This window comes from Eubacterium sp. SB2, from assembly GCF_001244405.1.
GTDB lineage: Bacteria > Bacillota > Clostridia > Lachnospirales > Lachnospiraceae > Faecalicatena > Faecalicatena contortus_B.
Genome location: NZ_LN865153.1, coordinates 749,061 through 767,146 on the forward strand (window position 1 = coordinate 749,061; position 18,086 = coordinate 767,146).

An 18,086-nucleotide genomic window follows, 5' to 3' on the forward strand; every position below is an offset into this window, starting at 1 on the left:
CTTCGCGAAGAAGCTGTAGAAGAAAGCGGAAGTAAAATGGAGGTACATGCCGCATTTGGCCCGAATGCCGATGCATTCGCGCCGCAGGCGGCATCAAAATTTGCCTGGTGAGGCAAATTTTGCCCTCCATTTTACTTCCGCTTTCTTCAACAGCTTCTAACGCTTGCTTTATGGACTTTTCACCAGCAGACATCCCCCCGCCGCGCACCGTCCCCGCCTTGTCATTCGCTATTGCATCCAATCGGCAGTTAAGAGCAAATCCCAGAGGGACTTGTACGGGAGCTGCGGATTTATGCTGGCATTTTGCGTTATAATTTAACTATTGATATGTTTTTTCTTTTCTTCCGTTAAAGTCTATATTCCCGAAATCTCTCCGTCACTCCGAATAGTTGTACGTTCCCTCAAACGAATTCCTACGCCGCCACACTCTGTAGTCCCCACGAGGGGATCTGTTCTTTCCTGCCGTCTGGAAGAACCAGCCTGGGGAAAGGAGGAGACGGGGCACGGCACAGGAGGCATATGTGGGTTTACAGGGCATAGAATGCGCGTTACTGCCACTTAAGGGGAAACAGCCGGATTTTATGGATGAAATTTGTTTTCCAAAACAAATTTCAAGAAGGGCTGAGCCGCGTTTTCATCAGAAAACGGGGTGAATCCCTTCGGTTCCATAAAATCCGGCTGTTTCCCCTTTAGTGGAAGTTAGCAAATGGACCGTCCAGTAAACCCACATATGCCTCCTGTGCCGTGCCCCGTCTCCTCCTTTCCGCAGGCGTCCCCCAAGTCAACACCCCTCACCACTACCCCCACCTTAACAACCGCGCTATGATTTGTTTTTGTGTCTCTGGGTTTTTTTCGTTCATGCACAGATAGATTCCCTTCGGGGATACTGCATCTATAAAAGTTTCCAGTTCCTGCGGCTCGAGATCTACAACGATGCTTTTACCCGCTGCCTGTATCTTTTTGATGAACGGGACCCACTGCATGATTGGTTTATCCGCTCCTACGCCCTGCACCCACTGGATAGCCTGTATCTGATCGATTTTTAGTATCTCGTCAATATGGTTTGCGACTCCTTTTCCGTCCAGGTGGAAGATGTTATGATCGAAGTGTTCGCTTTCTTTCTTTATATATGGCAGAGAGATCTCATTGAAGAATTCCTGGGAGATCATCGCCCCCATATCGCAGCTTGGTATATGCATCGTCCCATAGGAGGGGATATCCATCCACGAGACAGAAAGCTGCCTCTTTTGTCTTAGCTTGTCATGGAAGACTTCCATCATCGGGAAAAAGGGGGCAAAACATTTTTGTACCAGTTTTTTTACAAATTCTATGTCGTCGTACATATCCATACACAGCTCCTGTGTACCGCGCAAGGCTGCGGCGCAGTCCAAACTCGGATGCATATCCGTATAGCCGACCATAAAACGCCCTTCACACCGCTCGAGAGCATAGTCCATCATCTCCAGCATTTTCTGGTAATAGCTGCTTTCTGGATGAAAACAGATTTTTTCCAGATCATCCTCGCCGAATATCTGCGGTTCGCACCAGGAAGTTACTTCCCCGAACTCCAGTTCACAGTCTGCAAGCACCGCAGCAAAAAAGTTCGGGCCAAGATTTGGAAAGTAGATGGGGAATGTTTCCCCCAGCCACTGGTTTGCATGTAATTTTTTTTCAAAGGCGGACACCTGATATTCTGTATCGAACCACCGGGCTTTCAGACTGCTCCAGCTGTCCGCTGAATCTGCAGTGTCATACTCTTCATTGTGGGCCGAAAACCGTATGGGTACACGGTCCAGTATTTCTCCGTCATACCACGCGTATATCCGTTTCATACATTCTAAAAAATCTGGTTTTGTCTCCAGGCCCAGGTCATACATTGTTCCGCAGTTTTCTGCGGACCCGCCCGCAGGGCATGTATTACGGGGTGCCCTTTGGGTATACATTGTTCCGCAGTTTTCTGCGGATCCGTCCGCAGAGCAAGCCTTACAGGACGCCGCCTGGGTATTTAAGTTTGTATTTTCCATAAAAGTCTCCCTCTGCATTACGCTGTTTTTAGCTTTGCCTTCTTTTCCCTTGACCGGATATCCACGGCAACCGCCACAATCAGCACGATTCCTTTCACAACCCGCTGCCAGTATTCGTTGATATTGAGCATCATCATACCGTTTGCAAGGACTCCCATGAATACAACCCCCACGATTACCTTTGACAGTTTACCTTCTCCGCCGCTGACACTTACCCCGCCCAGGACTACGGCCGTTATAATGTCCATTTCGTAACCGTCTCCTGCACTCGGCTGCCCGCTGTTTACCCTTGACATCAGTATGAGTGAGGCCAGGGCGCCCAGGAATCCTACCATGGTATAGATTTTATAGATTTCCTTTTTCACATTCACTCCCGACAGCCTGGTCGTCTCCTCGTTGCCTCCTATGCCGTAAATCCTCCTGCCAAAAACTGTTTTTCCCAGCATGATATATCCGAAGATAAATGCCAGCACCATGATAATCATGGAGATCGGAACCAGCCCGATACTCCCCTGCCCCAGTATCTTGAATCCTTCGGGAATTCCATAGATAGGCATTCCGCCCGATATCAGATAGGTGGCTCCCCTCAGGCTTATCATCATGCCGAGAGTTGTAATAATTGGCGGTATTTTCAGACAGGTAATGCAGGTTGCATTAATGATTCCTATCACAATGCCAATGGCAAACCCTATGAATACGACGAGAACGGGATTGACGCCCTTACTCATTAAGGTGGCGCATGTCACGACGACAACTCCGATCAATGATCCGATCGAAAGGTCGATGCCTCCGGTCAGAATCACGCATGTCATACCAACAGCGCAGATTCCTACTATGGAAATCTGACGGGCAATATTTGCCAGGTTATTCGGCGTCAGAAATGAAGTCGTGGAGAAGGAAAAGAATATGACCATCACCGCTAATGCAATAATAATTCCCATATTATTCCACTCTATTTTCTTTTTGTTTGCATTCATCTTTTCCTTCATGACATAACCTCCTGTGCCTTAGACGCCAATTCTAATATTTTTTCCTGATGAATCTGCTCTTTTTTAAGTTCGCCGGATATCCGCCCTTCTGCCATGACGATAACACGGTCAGACATCCCCATCAGCTCCGGGAGCTCTGAGGAGATTAGGATCACGGCCTTCCCCTGTCTCGCCAGTTCATTGATCAGTTCGTATATTTCCTGTTTTGCTCCCACATCAATTCCCCGTGTGGGCTCATCAAAGATGATGATATCACAGTTCATGAGGAGCCATTTCCCCAGAATAACTTTCTGTTGGTTTCCGCCACTTAAGTTCTTGACAAGCTGCCGCATAGTCGGAGTTTTTACGGTCAGCTTCTCAATCTGCTGCCGGCAGGCTTCCTCTTCTTTATTTCCGTTAATCAACCCAAGAACATTTGTAATCCGGGGTGCGTATACAAAACTGATATTATCTTTTACAGACATGTTCAAAAACAGCCCCTGCTGCTTCCTGTCCTCGGGAATCAGTGCAATCCCATGTTTTATGGCATCCTCCGGAGACTGGATATTTACGGAACGTCCCTTGATCCGGATCTCTCCCTTCTGCATCTTATCCGCCCCGTATACCGCCCTTGCCGTCTCTGTACGACCTGCGCCGACCAGCCCTGCAAACCCAAGTCTTTCACCGCGGTAGGCCTCAAAAGATACCTCTTTTAAGAGCTCGGTACATACGTTTTGGACCTCCAGAACTTTTTCGCCTCTATCCGGAATAAATTCCGGAAACGTATCATTTAATTCCCGGTTTACCATCAGCCGGATCAGTTCTTCCTGTGTGGTTTCCTTTACATCCATTGTCTTTATGTAATGCCCGTCACGGAAAACAGAAACTTTATCACACAATTGAAATATTTCTTCCATACGGTGTGAAATGTACAGGATTGCCATGCCTTCCTGCTTCAGGGTTTTTACAATCTCAAACAAATACTCCAGTTCACTGTTAGTCAAAGCAGCGGACGGCTCATCCATAATCATAACCTTCACATCCTGTGAAAGTGACTTTGCGATTTCCACAAGCTGCTGATAACCGACCGACAGGTCTTTGACCAGCATCTTAGGATCTATCTTCACGCCAAGTCTGTCTAAAACCTTTGCCGCATCCTCTTCCATCCCACGAAAATCAATAAGCCCTCTTTTTTTCCGGTACCGGTTATAATAAATATTTTCTGCCACAGACAAGTGTTTCAGAAGATTAAGCTCCTGATAGATCGCCGTGATCCCCAGCGCCATCGATTTCTGTGGCGTATTGTCCTCGATTTGTTTTCCTTCAAATATGAGCGTCCCCTGCGTTGGTGCAATAGCTCCGGTAATCACTTTAATAAAGGTAGATTTGCCTGCTCCATTTTCACCGACAATCGCATGCACCTCTCCCCGGGAGAACCCCAGGGAGACGTCATCAAGGGCCACAACACCGGGATAAAGCTTCGTAATATGTCTTAATTCAAGTATTTTCTGCTCCATCATTCATAGGGGTCAGACCCCTTTGCCCTCCATTTTCAGAATTTTCTTAAAATATACCGTTGATTTTCAGCGCCTATTCAATATCATAATCCCCAATGTTCTCTTTTGTTACCTGGCTCATTTCATAGACGATCTGTTCTGATTTCGGTCCGTTTTCCAATACATCCTGTACTAAATCCAATACTTCCGCACCTTTTTCGGCGGGCTTGATGTCTACGGTTCCCTGATACATTGTATCTTGGGAGATCAGCTTGAGCGCTTCCGGCAGTGCATCCAGACCGATGATACAGGTATTGTCCGGTGTGTGCTCTTTATGTGTGAGACAGGATTCGTATACGCCCAGCGCGGAGGAATCGTTGATGCAGATGAACATTGAGACACCCGGATTGGACGTTAAGGCTGTTTCGGACAGGTTGTAACCTGTATCGGCATCCGCGGCGTTCTGCTCGTAGACATAGTTGATCTTCTTGTCGCCGGTATAAGTGTCTTCCAGCCCTTGTTTTAAGCCGTCTGCACGTTTGATAACTGACGGTATCTGGTCATAGCGGACAACCACGACCTCAATCTCGCCCTTATCGTTTGCAATATCGTCGATTGTGCCGTCGCCTTCTTTCTCGTTCAGCCATTGCCCTGCAAGCTCTCCGCCAAGCCGTCCGTATTCTTCTTCATCGATGCCGAAAAATGCATCCGAACCCTTTACTTCCTGGTCAAGGCTGATAACCGGTATCCCCGCATCCTGAGCCTTCTTTACCGCATCTGCCGGCGCTTCCTGATCCACCGGACTGATGATGATGGCATCCACACCCTGAGATACAAAATCTTCAATCTGGCTGATATGCTTTGATGCATCTGCCGCAGCATCTGCAACTACCAGATCGATTCCTTTTTCCTTGGCCGCAGCCTTCATCCCCTCCACAATGGAAACAAAATACGCATTTTCCATGCTTTGTACGGTATACCCTACCTTCAGGGTTCCGTCCTTTTTCTCTTTCGTGTCGGAAGAACCTCCTGCTGAATCATCCGAAGTCTTCACCAGGCTGCATGCCCCAAGGGACATCACCATCACCGCCGCTACCAGAATACTTAAAACTTTCTTTTTCATAAATTTTCTCCTTCCTATATGAAACAGTTCTATTTAAGATAGTTCTATTATAATTTTCATTGTCCAATCTGATAATCCAATATCATACGATAAACTTTAGATATCATACTCTCTTTCATATTGAACGGATTTCGGGTTAAGATAAACATTCAGCCAGGGTTCCCTAAAAAAAGAAGGCGGATGCTATACGCTCTCTCCGCCCCCGATTCCTTTAATCATTTTTTTATATTGTGAAACACTGACTCCCGTATATTTCTTAAAAGCCGCACTAAAATAAGCGGGGTTATCATATCCAGACATATAGCCAATCTCCTGAATCTTATAATCGGAGTTCGTCAGTAGCAGCTGGGCCTCTTTCATTCTTCTGCCGATCAGATAATCTGTAAAACTTTCCCCTGTCACTTCCGTAAAGACCGAACTGAAATAATTGGGGCTTAAGCCCGTATGCCCGGCAACCTCTCCAATCCGGAGGCCCGGCTCGGCAAAATGCTCTTCTATATACTCACACGCCTTCTTGATCATTTGATCGTTGGATATGGCATCTCCGGCCTTGAAACGCTCAGCCATCTTTATCAGTTCCGTTTCCAGAAGTTCCATTGCATCGTCCAGCGTTTTTTGTTTGATCACATGACGGTATACTTCATCCAGATCGGCTTCACCTGTTTCTGCAAGCTGCTGGGTTTTCCCCAGCTCCCCTAATATGGAACTCAGAGAAAAAGACAGCATCAGCAAAGAATCACTTCCTGTATACCTCAGGTTATTTTTCAGCCTTTCCACATACTCATGGATCATCTCCGTATTTCCCATCAGAACTAATTTTGCCAGATATTCCACAAGACTTTTATTTACGGTATGATGCTGGTCAAAATATTTATCCAGATCTTTCTCCGTCAAATCCTTGCCCTTTTCCTCGCTGAACTGGTAGCTGCATATCTGGCGGACTTTTTCGTACGACAGACCCAGGTAGTATAACTCCGATACCGCCGGCCCCATGATAAATGATATTGCGGCTGGTATATTTCTCTCCCGTATCCTCTTTCTGCATTCTTCTTTGAAGCTGCCGGCATCCGCTTCTATCCTTTCCCCGCTGCCCCAGCAGCAGATCAGACTGTGTCCAAAACTACAGATATACTGGTATCCGCGCATCTGGCAGACGCTCTTCACGATCTGGTTTATTTCCGTCTCCTTCTCATCATCGTCAAACATGGCCTCCATAACAAGCCACTTTTGACTCTCCTGTTTCTGAAAAGGCTTCTCCAGTTTACGGCACACTTCTCTTGTGTATTTCTGGTTCAGAACGTTCTGAAAAAAGGTTTCCTCCAGGATCTTTTCGTCCTCAAGCACGATTTCTTCCAGTCCGCTGCTATGTTTTCTCAGAGTCTCCGCCCGTTTCTTTTCATTTTTCTGATATACAATCTGCCTCATCGTCTCCCGGAGCTGGCTCAGGTCAATCGGCTTCAGTAGATAATCGTCCACGCCCAGCCGCAGCGCCTTCTGTGCAAATTGAAAATCATCATAAGCGCTCATAATGACCACCTGAATCTCCGGACACTGCTTTTTGATCTGTTCCGTCAGGTGCAGCCCATCCATATTTGACATCTTAATATCTGTCAGAAGGATATCCGCCTGCTTTTCAATCGCAGCTTCCAGCGCCTGATCCCCATCCTCGACTCCGGCTGCCACTTCAATCCCCAGCTCCTCCCATGGAAACGCACAGCACATTCCCTTCAACTGTATTTCATCATCGTCTGCGATCACCAATCTATACATGCATACGCTCCTCTCTTATCTCGATCAGAACTTTCATCCCTGCCCCTTCTTTGCTCTCAACCTTCATCCTGCACGCAGCTCCGAAGAAAAGCTTCAGCCGCTCGTTCACATTGGTAAGCCCGTAGCTCTCAGATTCCTCCACAAACCCTTCCGAAAGTTGTCTCTGGATTTTCCGGCAGCGTTCCTTTGGCATTCCAAGCCCATTGTCTTCCACCATAAGAACGATTCTCCCATTTTTTCTCCTGCAGTCAATCTGAATCTTCCCTCCGTCCTCTTTCCCCTTGATTCCGTGGTAAATCGAATTTTCTACCAGGGGCTGGAGGATTAGCTTCGGGAGTATAAAATCCCTGATGTCTTCCTCCAGATATATGGAAAATGAAAGCTTCTTCTTATATCTCATAAGCTGAATCGTCAGGTAGCTTTCAACATTCGAGATTTCATATTTAAGGGACACTTCTTCCCTGCCATTGTTTAAACCCGTTTTAAAGAAACGGGTCAGGGCCTCCAGCATGTTCTCTGCGTCCCTCTGTTCGTTCATGCGAATCAGCCACATAAGGGAATCCAGCGTGTTATATAAGAAATGGGGATTGATCTGTGCCTGAAGCAGAAGCAGTTCATAGTGGCGCTGCCGCTCGTGTTCCTTCTGAATGCGCTCCATCAGGTTCCGTATTTCCACAACCATGACATTAAACTGGCTCCCCAGCTCCCCAATCTCGTCCTCTGATTCACATGTAACCGCTATTTCAAAATTCCCCTCCTGCACCTTTTCCACGGACTTCTTCAGGGACAGAATCGGCCTGGTGATGCTGCCGGCCACTCGGTAAGATATGTACCCGCCTATCACAATCAGGAGGATGGTTACGATAACCGACACCGCCAGCACGTTGATCAAAAGACTGTAGTATGCAGCCTGAGGCATGTAATAGGCGATAATCCAGTCATTTGTATGGAGCTGCTGGTAGGCCGTAATAAACTTCGAGATGGTTCCAAAATCTTTTTCCGGAAAATCTTTTTTCCAGTATGTCAGAAACCTGGACGCCTCCAGAACTTCCGGCATTTCTTCCACCACTTCCTCATGGCCCGCTATACCATTTTCACAAATTAGCGTAACTCTGTCATCGTCATAGAGCTTCACCTGTCCATCCCTGATTCTGATCTGTGTGTCCGGGTAAAACAAGTATAATTCTCCACGTTCCTCCTGATACTTGCTGTTGCGCAGAATATCCGATACCGCCACTTCTACCATCACACTGCCCAGCATACGGCCTGTTTTCTCTGCCGTTACCGGAATTGCCAGAGAGACAAATTCCGTTTCGGCCGTACTGACAAAAAAGGATACACTGTGCAGTTCAAACCAGTTTGGTTCCTTTATCTCTTTTATCAGCTTATACCAGTCCTGGGATTTATAATCTTTTTCCTGGAGTGAGTATGGGCTGTCCTTATATACGCCGCCATTTTCTCCGACAATGTAGATCTTGATGGCCTCATCAAAATACCCGGATGTCCCCAACAATAAACTGTTCAGCTTTATTTCACTCTCATGAAGTTCCTGCGCGTCTGAAAAATTCCGCGATAATTCCCGGTTAACCACTTCATCTCCCGCTATCGTCTGACCGATCTGATAGGCCTGCTGGAGAAGCTTATCCAGCTGGGCCGCCTGATTCCCGAGATTCGTGGTTATCTCATTCTTTCTTTTTTCCTGCACATTTGCAGATATGTAAAGCAGCATTACAATGCAAAAAAGAACGACCGGTATCAGGGAAAAAAGCGCAAAGTTCTTCAGCAGCTTGTCCCGGATTGATTTTCTCTTCATCTTCTAATACCCCTGCATTTCATCCAGATTACTTACAGTAAATACATTTCCCCTTGCCACCATGCTGCTCTGGGTCTGTATCCCCTGCATGTCTTGATCGATCAGTTCCGCCAGTTCTCTCCCCAGATATGGAGATGCCTCGACACAGCCATAATATCCGCCTGCCTGTATCGCTGTTTTTACATCTTTGATCCCATTCACGGAGACTATGGTAATCTGTTCCCGAAGCCCCAGTTCTTCCAGGGCATGAACCGCTCCAATGCCTTCTTCATCCGTGTTGGCAAAGATAGCGTCGATTGAACCCGGATGGTTTAAAAGATAATTCATGACATTATTCCTGGCAGTTCCCCGATCCCCATTACCCTCCGTGCTTGCCGTGATTTCCAGATTGCCGTACTCGCTTAACTGGTTTCTGAATCCGATATTATGCATCCTGTTAATGGATGAACCATTTTCTCCGCGTACTTCCAGAATCTTTCCTTCTCTGCCGTCAAAAAACCGCGCCAGAAGATCCGCACAGGCTTCCCCTTCCCACATTGCATCGGTTCTGATCTCTGCCAGGACAGAGATGTCTTCTAAGTTGTCGGCCAGCCTGTCCAGCATGATAATCTTTGCTTTTCCCTGATCTGCCTGGCGCAGACTTTCTTCGAGCCCTATCGTTTTCACAGGCATAACTGCCAGGTATTCCGGTTCATATTCTAACAATTCCTGTATATCATGTTTCTGCTTCTCTATATCGGCATTTGCATCTCTCCACTCAACTGTAAAGCCCTGCCTTTCCAGATTCTCCAAAACATCCTGCCATATGGCAGTTGTCCTTGCGTTTTTTGTATCGCTGAACGATATTGCTACCTGAACGCTCTTTTTCCTTTTCTCTGCGCCATAGTCAAAGCAATTCACAACCAGCAAGAATAAAAGACAAATGATAATAACTGCGCTTATCCAGATACTTTTCTTTTTCATGACCGCCTCCGGGGTTTTTTATAATTATAGCATAACACTTTCGTCCCGTAATAATTTTTTACGGAGAGAAATATATGGAAATCCGGTGGGATGCCGTACCTCCTTCCTTCAAAACACTAATATCGACTTTATATTTATACTGATGAATCCTTAGAAATACGTTTTTTATTTATAGCAGCAAAAAAGCCCCAAACAACAACCGTCATTCGGGACTTTTACATGTTTTTACCCACTGTCTGTGCTTACATTTCACATCTTTACCATAGCTGATCCCAACCTGCAAAATCTCACCGCTTTCTTTTACTTTCTGCATGTAGTTCTTTTGTTTTATCTGACAAATTGCATTCTCATCATTATATTCTAGAAACGGGATTTCTCGGTCATGGATCTTTTCCAGCATTGCAGCTACTTTCATTCCGTTACATGAAAGCGTTGCATCCAACATCTCTTTCGATCCATCTACAATCTGCTTCACTTCCCCCATACTGTCACGCGACAGCACTCTCTGGAATTTTTCCATCAATTCATGATTAGGAATCTTTACCTACCGATTGGATGCTCCAGCTCCATTTTCAGGGCTGTTTCCCGCCTAGAATTTCTTAGGCCCGCGGCCGCGTTTTTGAAAGGACATGAATGTTCTCCGGGAGGCTTTCGTCTATCCCTTCATGGAGCGCCCCCCTATTTAAACAGCCTGTCTTTCGCCCTCGGCCGTTTCTTCCCCACAGGCTTATCCGGCAGCGGTTCATATTTTCTCCCGCTCCTCAGAAAAGGCATCCGCTTATGATTCCGCCATAGATAAATCAGAAGGCCGCCGGTTACAACAACAATCAGCCCGGCCAGCAGCTGTGAAACCGGGAACCCAATCCCAGGAATTAACAGCTGGTCTGTCCTCAGACCTTCGATCCACACTCTTCCCAGCCCATATCCAAATAAATACAGCAGGAACAGTTCCCCTTCGTACTTCTTATGCTTTCTGTAAAGAAACAAAAGAATAAACAAAATCAGGCACCAGACCGACTCGTACAGAAATGTGGGATGAACCTGGATATAGCTGACGCCATCCACCACCTGCATATTGGCCCTCATCTTCTCCGTCACATCGCTGTTCCGCACCGCGTCCAAAGGCAGCTGCATAGCAAAGAGGCTGTCTGTATATTCTCCAAACGCCTCCCGGTTGAAAAAATTCCCCCAGCGTCCCAGCATCTGTCCGTTCAGAATCGCTAATGCCACCGTATCAAATATCTGGGGCGCGTTCAGGTGTTTGACCCTCGCACAGATGATTACCGTAATCACCGCCGCGATCACGCCGCCATAGATCCCCAGTCCTCCTTCACGGAGGTTCAGGATATCGAGAAGATTATCCTTATACATATCCCAGGAGAATATAACATAGTACAGCCTTGCACCTGCAATGCCGCAGACAACGCCGATGATCCCCATATCCAGATAATCCTCCGGATTCTGCCTCGTCCGCTTCGCCTCAGATGTTGCAATCAAAAAACCAATCAAAATTGCACATCCAATGATGATCCCGTAAAAAGCAATCTCAAATCCGAAAACAGTAATCGATTTCCCTACGTGTTCCAGATGAATTCCCAAATGCGGGAAATTTATATTATAATGCATGTCCTATGCTCCCTTCCTGTAGGATTGTTCAGAGGGGTCTGACCCCTATACATTAAACCGAAACAAAATAATGTCTCCGTCCTGTACTACGTATTCTTTTCCTTCCAGTCTGACAAGCCCTTTCTCTTTGGCCGCAGCATGTGTCCCGCAAGCCATCAGGTCGTCATAGCTTACGATTTCCGCACGGATAAATCCTCGCTCAAAATCGGTGTGGATCTTTCCGGCAGCCTGCGGCGCTTTTGTGCCTCGCTTGATTGTCCATGCGCGAACCTCCGGCTCACCGGCCGTCAGATAGCTGATCAGGCCCAGAAGATGGTAACTGGCTTTTATCAGTTTTTCCAGTCCTGACTCTTCTAATCCTAAATCTTCCAAAAACATTTTTTTCTCTTCGTCATCCAGCTCCGCTATTTCCTGCTCGATCTGGGCACAGACCACGAATACCTCGCACTCTTCGCGTTCTGCGTACTCACGCACTGCCTGCACGCCAGCGTTGGAGGCGCCGTCATCTTCCAGGTCGTCCTCGGTTACATTTGCCGCAAAGATAACCGGCTTGCGGGTCAGTAGGTTATAGCTCTCCAGCCAGCCCTGCTCGTCTTCATCGTCTGTGCCGAAGCTTTTTGCCATTTTATTCTCTTCCAGGTGCTCTTTAATCCGCTCCAGAAGACCGAGTTCTTTTGCCGCTGCTTTATCATTTCTTGCAACCTTTGTGGTTTTTGCAATTCTTCTCTCCAGGATCTCGAGATCGGAGAAGATCAGTTCCAGATTGATCGTCTCTATATCCCGCAGTGGATCAATACTGCCATCCACATGTACGATATTGCCGTCCTCAAAACATCTCACCACATGCACAATCGCGTCAACCTCACGAATGTTTGCTAAAAACTGATTTCCCAGGCCTTCCCCCTTGGATGCTCCCTTTACAAGGCCCGCTATATCTACAAATTCGATGGCCGCGGGAACGATCTTTTTTGTGTGATACATCTCTCCCAGCACGTCAAGACGCTTGTCCGGCACTGTTACAACGCCAACATTCGGATCAATCGTGCAGAACGGGTAATTCGCTGACTCCGCCCCCGCCTTTGTCAATGAGTTAAACAATGTGCTTTTCCCAACATTCGGTAATCCAACAATTCCTAATTTCATAAGTTAAATCCTCTCTGTATCTTAATCTTTATTCTGCGGCCTGCCACAGACTTCTTTATGAGTAACGACAGACCCTCTGCATATACCTGTTCTTCTCCCCAATACAGCGTCAGTCCCGTGTCTCCATCAAGACAACCGTCCCGTAAGGAAACGAGATTCTCACCTCATCCCCCTCTATTTCATTGCTGACACACAAACTGTCAAAAGGCGTCAGCATATGATGGCTCAGAGGATACTTTGCTCCGGTTATATTAAAGTCCTCCACTTCACCGCCCAAAGGAAATACGGAAAAATATGGACCATATGCCTCTTCCTTTTTCAGAACCAGCTCCTCTTTCAGAAGCCTTATCTGGTTATGCCTGTCCACGATCCTGGCGTCTGCCCCCGCGTCCAGGGCCACCTTCAGCGTCTGCACATTCGCCCACACATGGTCCAGCCTGGTGCCGGTTGCCCCCAATATCAGGATATTCTGCCTGTGCAGATCCAGACACAGACGCAGAGCGATCTCTGTATCCGATGCATCCTTCACAGGATTAAATTCCCGGATCGGAACCTTTGTCTCTTCTTTATAGTACGCAATGACCTCTTCAGGCGCACTGTCGAAATCTCCTACAATATAATCGGGGAGGATGTTATGCTCGTAAAGGAAGAGGAGTCCTCTGTCCACACCAATAATAAATTCAGTCTCTTCATCCTTTAAAATATCAACGGCGAATTCTTCCTCCAATAGTCCGCCGCTGACAATTACTGTTCGTTTACTCATTTTCTTTTAAAATCTCCATCAGTCCTGTCACATTATCCGCAATTGTTCCCTTAAATACTGCGGAACCCGCCACGATTACATTCGCGCCTGCATCCAGGACCTCTTTCACATTGCTTTGATATATCCCGCCGTCTACTTCGATGTCTGTATTCAGTCCACGTTCGTTCAGCACAGAACGCAGGCTTCTGATCTTGTCCAGTGATTCCGGAATAAATGCCTGTCCGCCAAAACCAGGCTCCACACTCATAATCAAAAACATGTCCGCCTGATCCAGAAACGGCACCAGTGCCTCCACCGGTGTAGCCGGCTTAATCGTCACCCCGGCCTTCATACCGCAGGCGTGGATCTTGTCCAGCACGGCCTGCACATCCTCGCATGCTTCCAGATGAACTGTCAGAATATCTGCTCCTGCCTCCTGAAAAGCCTCCACATAACGCCCCGGATCTGTTACCATCAAATGCACATCCATCACCTGGGGGCTTACGCCCTGGATCGACTTCAGGACGGGCATTCCAAAAGAAATACTGGGAACGAACATGCCGTCCATAACATCGAAATGCAGGTACTTTGCACCATTGTCCGACGTAATCCGTATCTGTTCTCCTAAAACCTTAAAATCTGCTGACAAAATAGATGGCGCCAAAATATTTTTCATAAGCTAATACCTCTTCTTCTCCTGTAATTCCTGATACATTTCCAGATAATCCTCATACCGGACGGTATGAATCTCTCCATGTTCCACGGCCGCTTTTACGGCACACCCCGGCTCGTGCACGTGGTCGCATCCGTTAAACCGGCACTTTCCTTCATAGGGGGCAAATTCTCTGATATAGTGCTTAAGCTCCCCTTTTTCAAAATCATTGACATACAGAGAACTGAAACCAGGCGTATCCATAATATAGGAATTCCCGTCTATCGTAATTAACTCGGAATGTCTGGTCGTGTGCTTTCCTCTTGCAATCTTTTTGCTGATACTTCCCGTCTCCATCCGGATCTCCGTTTGGAGCAGATTGATCAGAGAGGACTTTCCCACCCCGGATGGTCCCGCAATCACGGTCGTCTTACCCTGAAGCACTTCCTTTACAGTCCCGACATTCTCCTCGTTTAAAGCACTGGTAAATATAACCCGGTATCCGCAGGCGCTGTAGATCTCCTGCAGTTCTTTGAGTTCCGGCTGTGAGGCTATGTCCTTCTTATTAAAACAAAGCACTACCGGAATCTCCTTGCTTTCCATCATGACAAGGAACCTGTCCAGCAGGTTGAAATGAGGCTTTGGCTCTGTCACCGCAAACACGACCAGCGCCTGGTCAATATTCGCCACTGCGGGACGGATCAATTCATTCATTCTGGGCAGAATCTGGACAATATTGCCGGTCTTCTCCGCCTCGTCCAAAATCTCGATCTCAACGTCATCCCCTACCAGGGGCTTTACCTTTTCTTTTCTGAATACACCTTTTGCTTTACACTCATAAATACCGGATTCTACTACGTGTACGTAGTAGAATCCGGCAATTCCCTTTATTATCTTTCCCTGCATAAACTAATAACCTTCTTGATCACTGCCGCTTGTTCCGTCCCCTGTTCCATTTCCGTTTCCGTTACCGTTACTTGGACTCTCAGGATCATCCGGCTGACTTTGCCCCAGGCTGATTACAAAATCGACCGTCTCTCCTTTTTCAAGCAAACTACCCGGAGATACAGATTGAGATGCAACTAAACCTGCGGTTACAAAGCTATAATCTTCAGTAGCATTGCCTTCAAGACCAGCATCATGTAAAGCCTGCATAGCTTGATCTTTATTCATTTTACTTAAATTGGGCACCGTCACCATCTCCACCTTCGGCCCTTTACTGACAACATACTCAACCGTTGTCCCCGCATCCACTTTCTTATCAGCCTTCGTCTTCTGCGACATGACAATCCCGGCGTCATACTTATCACTATACTCCTCAGAAGCACTTCCCACAAGCCCCGCAGCAGCCAGTGCCGCCTCTGCATCTTCCTGGCTCAGGTCAACCAGATTCGGGACCGTCGCCTTCTCAGCGCCCATGCTGACAGTCATTGTTACCTTGGTGCCTTCTTTTACCTCAACACCGGGTGCCGGATCCGTAGATATAACCTTCCCTTCCTCTACACTGCCATCATAAACCGCTGTGGAATCCACCACCAGTTTGGCGTCGTCCAGCATCTTCTGTGCCTCGTCCTCACTCATTCCTACAACATTCGGAACCATCACGGTCTTTTCTTCTTTGCCGCTGCTGACCACCACATTAATCTGTGTATTCTTATCTACTTTCGTCTTGGCATCTGTCTCCTGCCGGATAATCACACCACTATCATACTTATCGGATGTCTCACGCCCGGATACGTGATAGCCCAGATTTTTCTTGGAGAGGGCTTCCTTCGCCTCCTCTTCCGTCATGCCAACCAGATCGGGCACCGTCACCTTGCTCTCCGTCTGCGTCGTCTTGAAACCAGAACCGCCCTTGAAGAGCCCGGCCGCCTTTCCGATCATAAAAAGCAGGATAAACGCGATAATGACCGCCGCCACGATCATCAATATCTTCATGATCTTCCGCGTATTCGGATCTACATCATTCTTCTTCCTGCTGTCCCTCCTGTAGTCTTCCTCATCATCACTGTCATACTCATCACTATCGTAGTCGTAATCATCGTCGTCGTAATCGTCATAACCGTCATCGTCATAGTCGTCATCATAATCATCGTCATCGCCGTAGTCACGGTCCTGTATCCGTTCCATCTCCTCCGTGGACATCACAACCGTAGTGTCTGATCCGGATGCGTAAGGAGACATATTGACGAAATTCCCTTCCGGGCTGACAAGAGACCGCTTCAGATCCAGTATCAGCGACTGGCAGTTCAGATATCTCCGTTCCGGATTCTTCTGCGTACACTTCATGATAATACATTCCAGACTGTACGGAATATCCGGCACTTCCTCCGCAGGCGATACGATCTCCTCCTGCAGATGCTTGATTGCAACGGATACGGTAGAATCCCCGTCAAACGGCACATGGCCGGTGATCATCTCATACATGGTGATGCCGGCCGAATAAATATCACTTTTTTCATCTACAATGCCGCCTCTTGCCTGTTCAGGCGAGGTGTAATGTACGGAGCCCATAACATTGGTGCTGATGGTATTGGTGGCCGTGGTTGCCCGCGCAATCCCAAAATCCGTTACTTTTACTTTTCCTTCTTTGGAAATAATGATGTTCTGAGGTTTGATATCCCGGTGGACAATATGCTGATTATGGGCAGCCTGAATACCTGTCACCATCTGTATAGAAATGCTGATCGTCTCTTTCGCGGTGAGTCTTCCCTTTTTTTCGATATATTCCTTTAACGTGATTCCCTCGACCAGTTCCATGACCATGTAGTACAGGCCGCGGTCCTGCCCCACATCGTAGACATTTACCACATTGGGATGCATCAGGCCTGCTGCAGCCTGCGCCTCGCTTAAAAACTTCTGGATAAAAATCTCATCTGTGCGAAAATCACTCTTTAATACCTTAATTGCCACATAGCGATTCAGCTTATGGTCTTTCCCCTTATAAACATCCGCCATTCCACCTGAGCCAATACGGCTCAATATTTCATAACGTTTCCCTAAAAATACTCCTTCTTTTAACATATACTCACCTCATCCGCAAACGGATCTACCAGAACAATCCCTATATTGTCCGTACCGCCGTTTTCTTTTGCTGTTTCTACCAGAGACTCTGCCGATTCTACAATGTCCCTGCCCCCCTGTACGATGTGGAATAATTCTTCATCTTCCACCATATTGCTGAGTCCGTCTGTACACATCAAAATGATGTCTCCCTTTTTCAGACGGTGCTCATAAAAGTCTACCTCCACGCTGTCCTTGGCGCCAATGGCCCTTGTAATGATATTCTTATCCGGATGGTGCTTTGCCTCCTCCGGCTTGATACCGCCGAGACGCACCATCTCCTCAACCAGTGAATGATCCTTGGTCAGCTGAATAATGCCCTGATTGATCAGATACAGCCTGCTGTCCCCCACATTCGCAAAATACATCATCTGATTCACGATCGTCGCAACGACCACCGTGGTTCCCATCCCCTTCAGATGGGAGTCCTGGGAGGCCTTTTTTATAATCTCCCGGTTCGCGGTCTTAATTGCGGAGACAAGCGCCTTTTCAATGTCTTCCTGGTCGCTCTGCTTCAGTTCTCTCTGCAGAACTTCCACCGTATATTTTGAAGCATAATCGCCGGCCTGGTGTCCGCCCATGCCGTCGGCAACTACAAACAGGTTGGGGAGAGGTCCTAACGGATTATCTGTCGTATAGACATAATCTTGATTCACTTGTCGTACCATACCAACGTCGGTAATGGAAAATGTCTTCATAGCAT

15 protein-coding genes are annotated in these 18,086 nt (G+C 47.3%); all 15 read right to left on the reverse strand.

Going from position 1 to position 18,086, the window contains the following annotated elements:
• Positions 1-797: 797 nt before the first annotated feature.
• The gene (locus BN1938_RS15720) at positions 798-2,024 is read right to left on the reverse strand and encodes a uroporphyrinogen decarboxylase/cobalamine-independent methonine synthase family protein (protein ID WP_242843875.1); all 1,227 of its coding nucleotides are present in this window, start codon (positions 2,022-2,024) and stop codon (positions 798-800) included.
• A gap of 17 nt (positions 2,025-2,041) precedes the next feature.
• Positions 2,042-3,013 (reverse strand): ABC transporter permease, encoded by a 972-nt coding sequence (locus tag BN1938_RS15725; RefSeq protein WP_050641502.1) that lies wholly within the window; start codon positions 3,011-3,013, stop codon positions 2,042-2,044.
• A complete protein-coding gene (locus BN1938_RS15730) occupies positions 3,010-4,512 on the reverse strand; it encodes a sugar ABC transporter ATP-binding protein (protein ID WP_082203033.1) in 1,503 nt (500 codons plus the stop codon). The genes BN1938_RS15725 and BN1938_RS15730 overlap by 4 nt, the downstream gene beginning before the upstream one ends.
• Positions 4,513-4,582: 70 nt before the next feature.
• Positions 4,583-5,611 carry a sugar ABC transporter substrate-binding protein gene (locus BN1938_RS15735; RefSeq protein ID WP_050641503.1) on the reverse strand — a complete coding sequence of 343 codons (1,029 nt, stop codon included), beginning with the start codon at positions 5,609-5,611 and terminating at the stop codon, positions 4,583-4,585.
• Positions 5,612-5,794: 183 nt separating this feature from the next.
• Positions 5,795-7,381 (reverse strand): response regulator, encoded by a 1,587-nt coding sequence (locus BN1938_RS15740; protein ID WP_050641504.1) that lies wholly within the window; start codon positions 7,379-7,381, stop codon positions 5,795-5,797.
• Entirely contained in the window at positions 7,374-9,194 is a 1,821-nt protein-coding gene (locus BN1938_RS15745) for a cache domain-containing sensor histidine kinase (protein ID WP_050641505.1), read from the reverse strand. Before BN1938_RS15745 ends, BN1938_RS15740 begins: the two co-directional genes overlap by 8 nt.
• 3 nt (positions 9,195-9,197) lie before the next feature.
• Positions 9,198-10,157, reverse strand: a complete 960-nt coding sequence (locus BN1938_RS15750) for a substrate-binding domain-containing protein (RefSeq protein ID WP_050641506.1) — start codon at positions 10,155-10,157, stop codon at positions 9,198-9,200.
• Between the two features lie 202 nt (positions 10,158-10,359).
• Complete coding sequence (locus BN1938_RS15755; protein ID WP_148487231.1) at positions 10,360-10,677, reverse strand: hypothetical protein; 318 nt, start codon at positions 10,675-10,677, stop codon at positions 10,360-10,362.
• A gap of 158 nt (positions 10,678-10,835) precedes the next feature.
• Positions 10,836-11,783 (reverse strand): prolipoprotein diacylglyceryl transferase, encoded by a 948-nt coding sequence (gene lgt, locus BN1938_RS15760; RefSeq protein ID WP_050641508.1) that lies wholly within the window; start codon positions 11,781-11,783, stop codon positions 10,836-10,838.
• A gap of 45 nt (positions 11,784-11,828) precedes the next feature.
• Entirely contained in the window at positions 11,829-12,926 is a 1,098-nt protein-coding gene (gene ychF, locus BN1938_RS15765) for a redox-regulated ATPase YchF (protein ID WP_050641509.1), read from the reverse strand.
• Between the two features lie 109 nt (positions 12,927-13,035).
• Positions 13,036-13,689, reverse strand: a complete 654-nt coding sequence (locus BN1938_RS15770) for a thiamine diphosphokinase (RefSeq protein ID WP_050641510.1) — start codon at positions 13,687-13,689, stop codon at positions 13,036-13,038.
• Positions 13,682-14,344: a ribulose-phosphate 3-epimerase gene (gene rpe / locus BN1938_RS15775; RefSeq protein ID WP_050641511.1), complete on the reverse strand. Its 663-nt coding sequence runs from the start codon at positions 14,342-14,344 to the stop codon at positions 13,682-13,684. The genes BN1938_RS15770 and rpe overlap by 8 nt, the downstream gene beginning before the upstream one ends.
• A gap of 3 nt (positions 14,345-14,347) precedes the next feature.
• Positions 14,348-15,226 carry a ribosome small subunit-dependent GTPase A gene (gene rsgA, locus BN1938_RS15780; protein WP_050641512.1) on the reverse strand — a complete coding sequence of 293 codons (879 nt, stop codon included), beginning with the start codon at positions 15,224-15,226 and terminating at the stop codon, positions 14,348-14,350.
• A gap of 3 nt (positions 15,227-15,229) precedes the next feature.
• Entirely contained in the window at positions 15,230-17,344 is a 2,115-nt protein-coding gene (gene pknB, locus BN1938_RS15785) for a Stk1 family PASTA domain-containing Ser/Thr kinase (protein WP_050641513.1), read from the reverse strand.
• On the reverse strand, positions 17,338-18,081 hold the full coding sequence (locus tag BN1938_RS15790) for a Stp1/IreP family PP2C-type Ser/Thr phosphatase (protein ID WP_025655087.1): 744 nt from the start codon (positions 18,079-18,081) through the stop codon (positions 17,338-17,340). Before BN1938_RS15790 ends, pknB begins: the two co-directional genes overlap by 7 nt.
• Positions 18,082-18,086 lie beyond the last annotated feature (5 nt).

Excerpts from the sequence above, each read along its gene's own strand:
- rpe (WP_050641511.1), bottom strand. The coding sequence starts at position 14,344 with ATGAAAAATATTTTGGCGCCATCTATTTTGTCAGCAGATTTTAAGGTT.
- BN1938_RS15770 (WP_050641510.1), bottom strand. The coding sequence starts at position 13,689 with ATGAGTAAACGAACAGTAATTGTCAGCGGCGGACTATTGGAGGAAGAA.
- BN1938_RS15750 (WP_050641506.1), bottom strand. The coding sequence starts at position 10,157 with ATGAAAAAGAAAAGTATCTGGATAAGCGCAGTTATTATCATTTGTCTT.
- BN1938_RS15735 (WP_050641503.1), bottom strand. The coding sequence starts at position 5,611 with ATGAAAAAGAAAGTTTTAAGTATTCTGGTAGCGGCGGTGATGGTGATG.
- rsgA (WP_050641512.1), bottom strand. The coding sequence starts at position 15,226 with ATGCAGGGAAAGATAATAAAGGGAATTGCCGGATTCTACTACGTACAC.
- BN1938_RS15745 (WP_050641505.1), bottom strand. The coding sequence starts at position 9,194 with ATGAAGAGAAAATCAATCCGGGACAAGCTGCTGAAGAACTTTGCGCTT.
- lgt (WP_050641508.1), bottom strand. The coding sequence starts at position 11,783 with ATGCATTATAATATAAATTTCCCGCATTTGGGAATTCATCTGGAACAC.
- BN1938_RS15720 (WP_242843875.1), bottom strand. The coding sequence starts at position 2,024 with ATGGAAAATACAAACTTAAATACCCAGGCGGCGTCCTGTAAGGCTTGC.
- BN1938_RS15740 (WP_050641504.1), bottom strand. The coding sequence starts at position 7,381 with ATGTATAGATTGGTGATCGCAGACGATGATGAAATACAGTTGAAGGGA.
- BN1938_RS15755 (WP_148487231.1), bottom strand. The coding sequence starts at position 10,677 with ATGGAAAAATTCCAGAGAGTGCTGTCGCGTGACAGTATGGGGGAAGTG.
- pknB (WP_050641513.1), bottom strand. The coding sequence starts at position 17,344 with ATGTTAAAAGAAGGAGTATTTTTAGGGAAACGTTATGAAATATTGAGC.
- BN1938_RS15725 (WP_050641502.1), bottom strand. The coding sequence starts at position 3,013 with ATGAAGGAAAAGATGAATGCAAACAAAAAGAAAATAGAGTGGAATAAT.
- BN1938_RS15730 (WP_082203033.1), bottom strand. The coding sequence starts at position 4,512 with ATGATGGAGCAGAAAATACTTGAATTAAGACATATTACGAAGCTTTAT.
- BN1938_RS15790 (WP_025655087.1), bottom strand. The coding sequence starts at position 18,081 with ATGAAGACATTTTCCATTACCGACGTTGGTATGGTACGACAAGTGAAT.
- ychF (WP_050641509.1), bottom strand. The coding sequence starts at position 12,926 with ATGAAATTAGGAATTGTTGGATTACCGAATGTTGGGAAAAGCACATTG.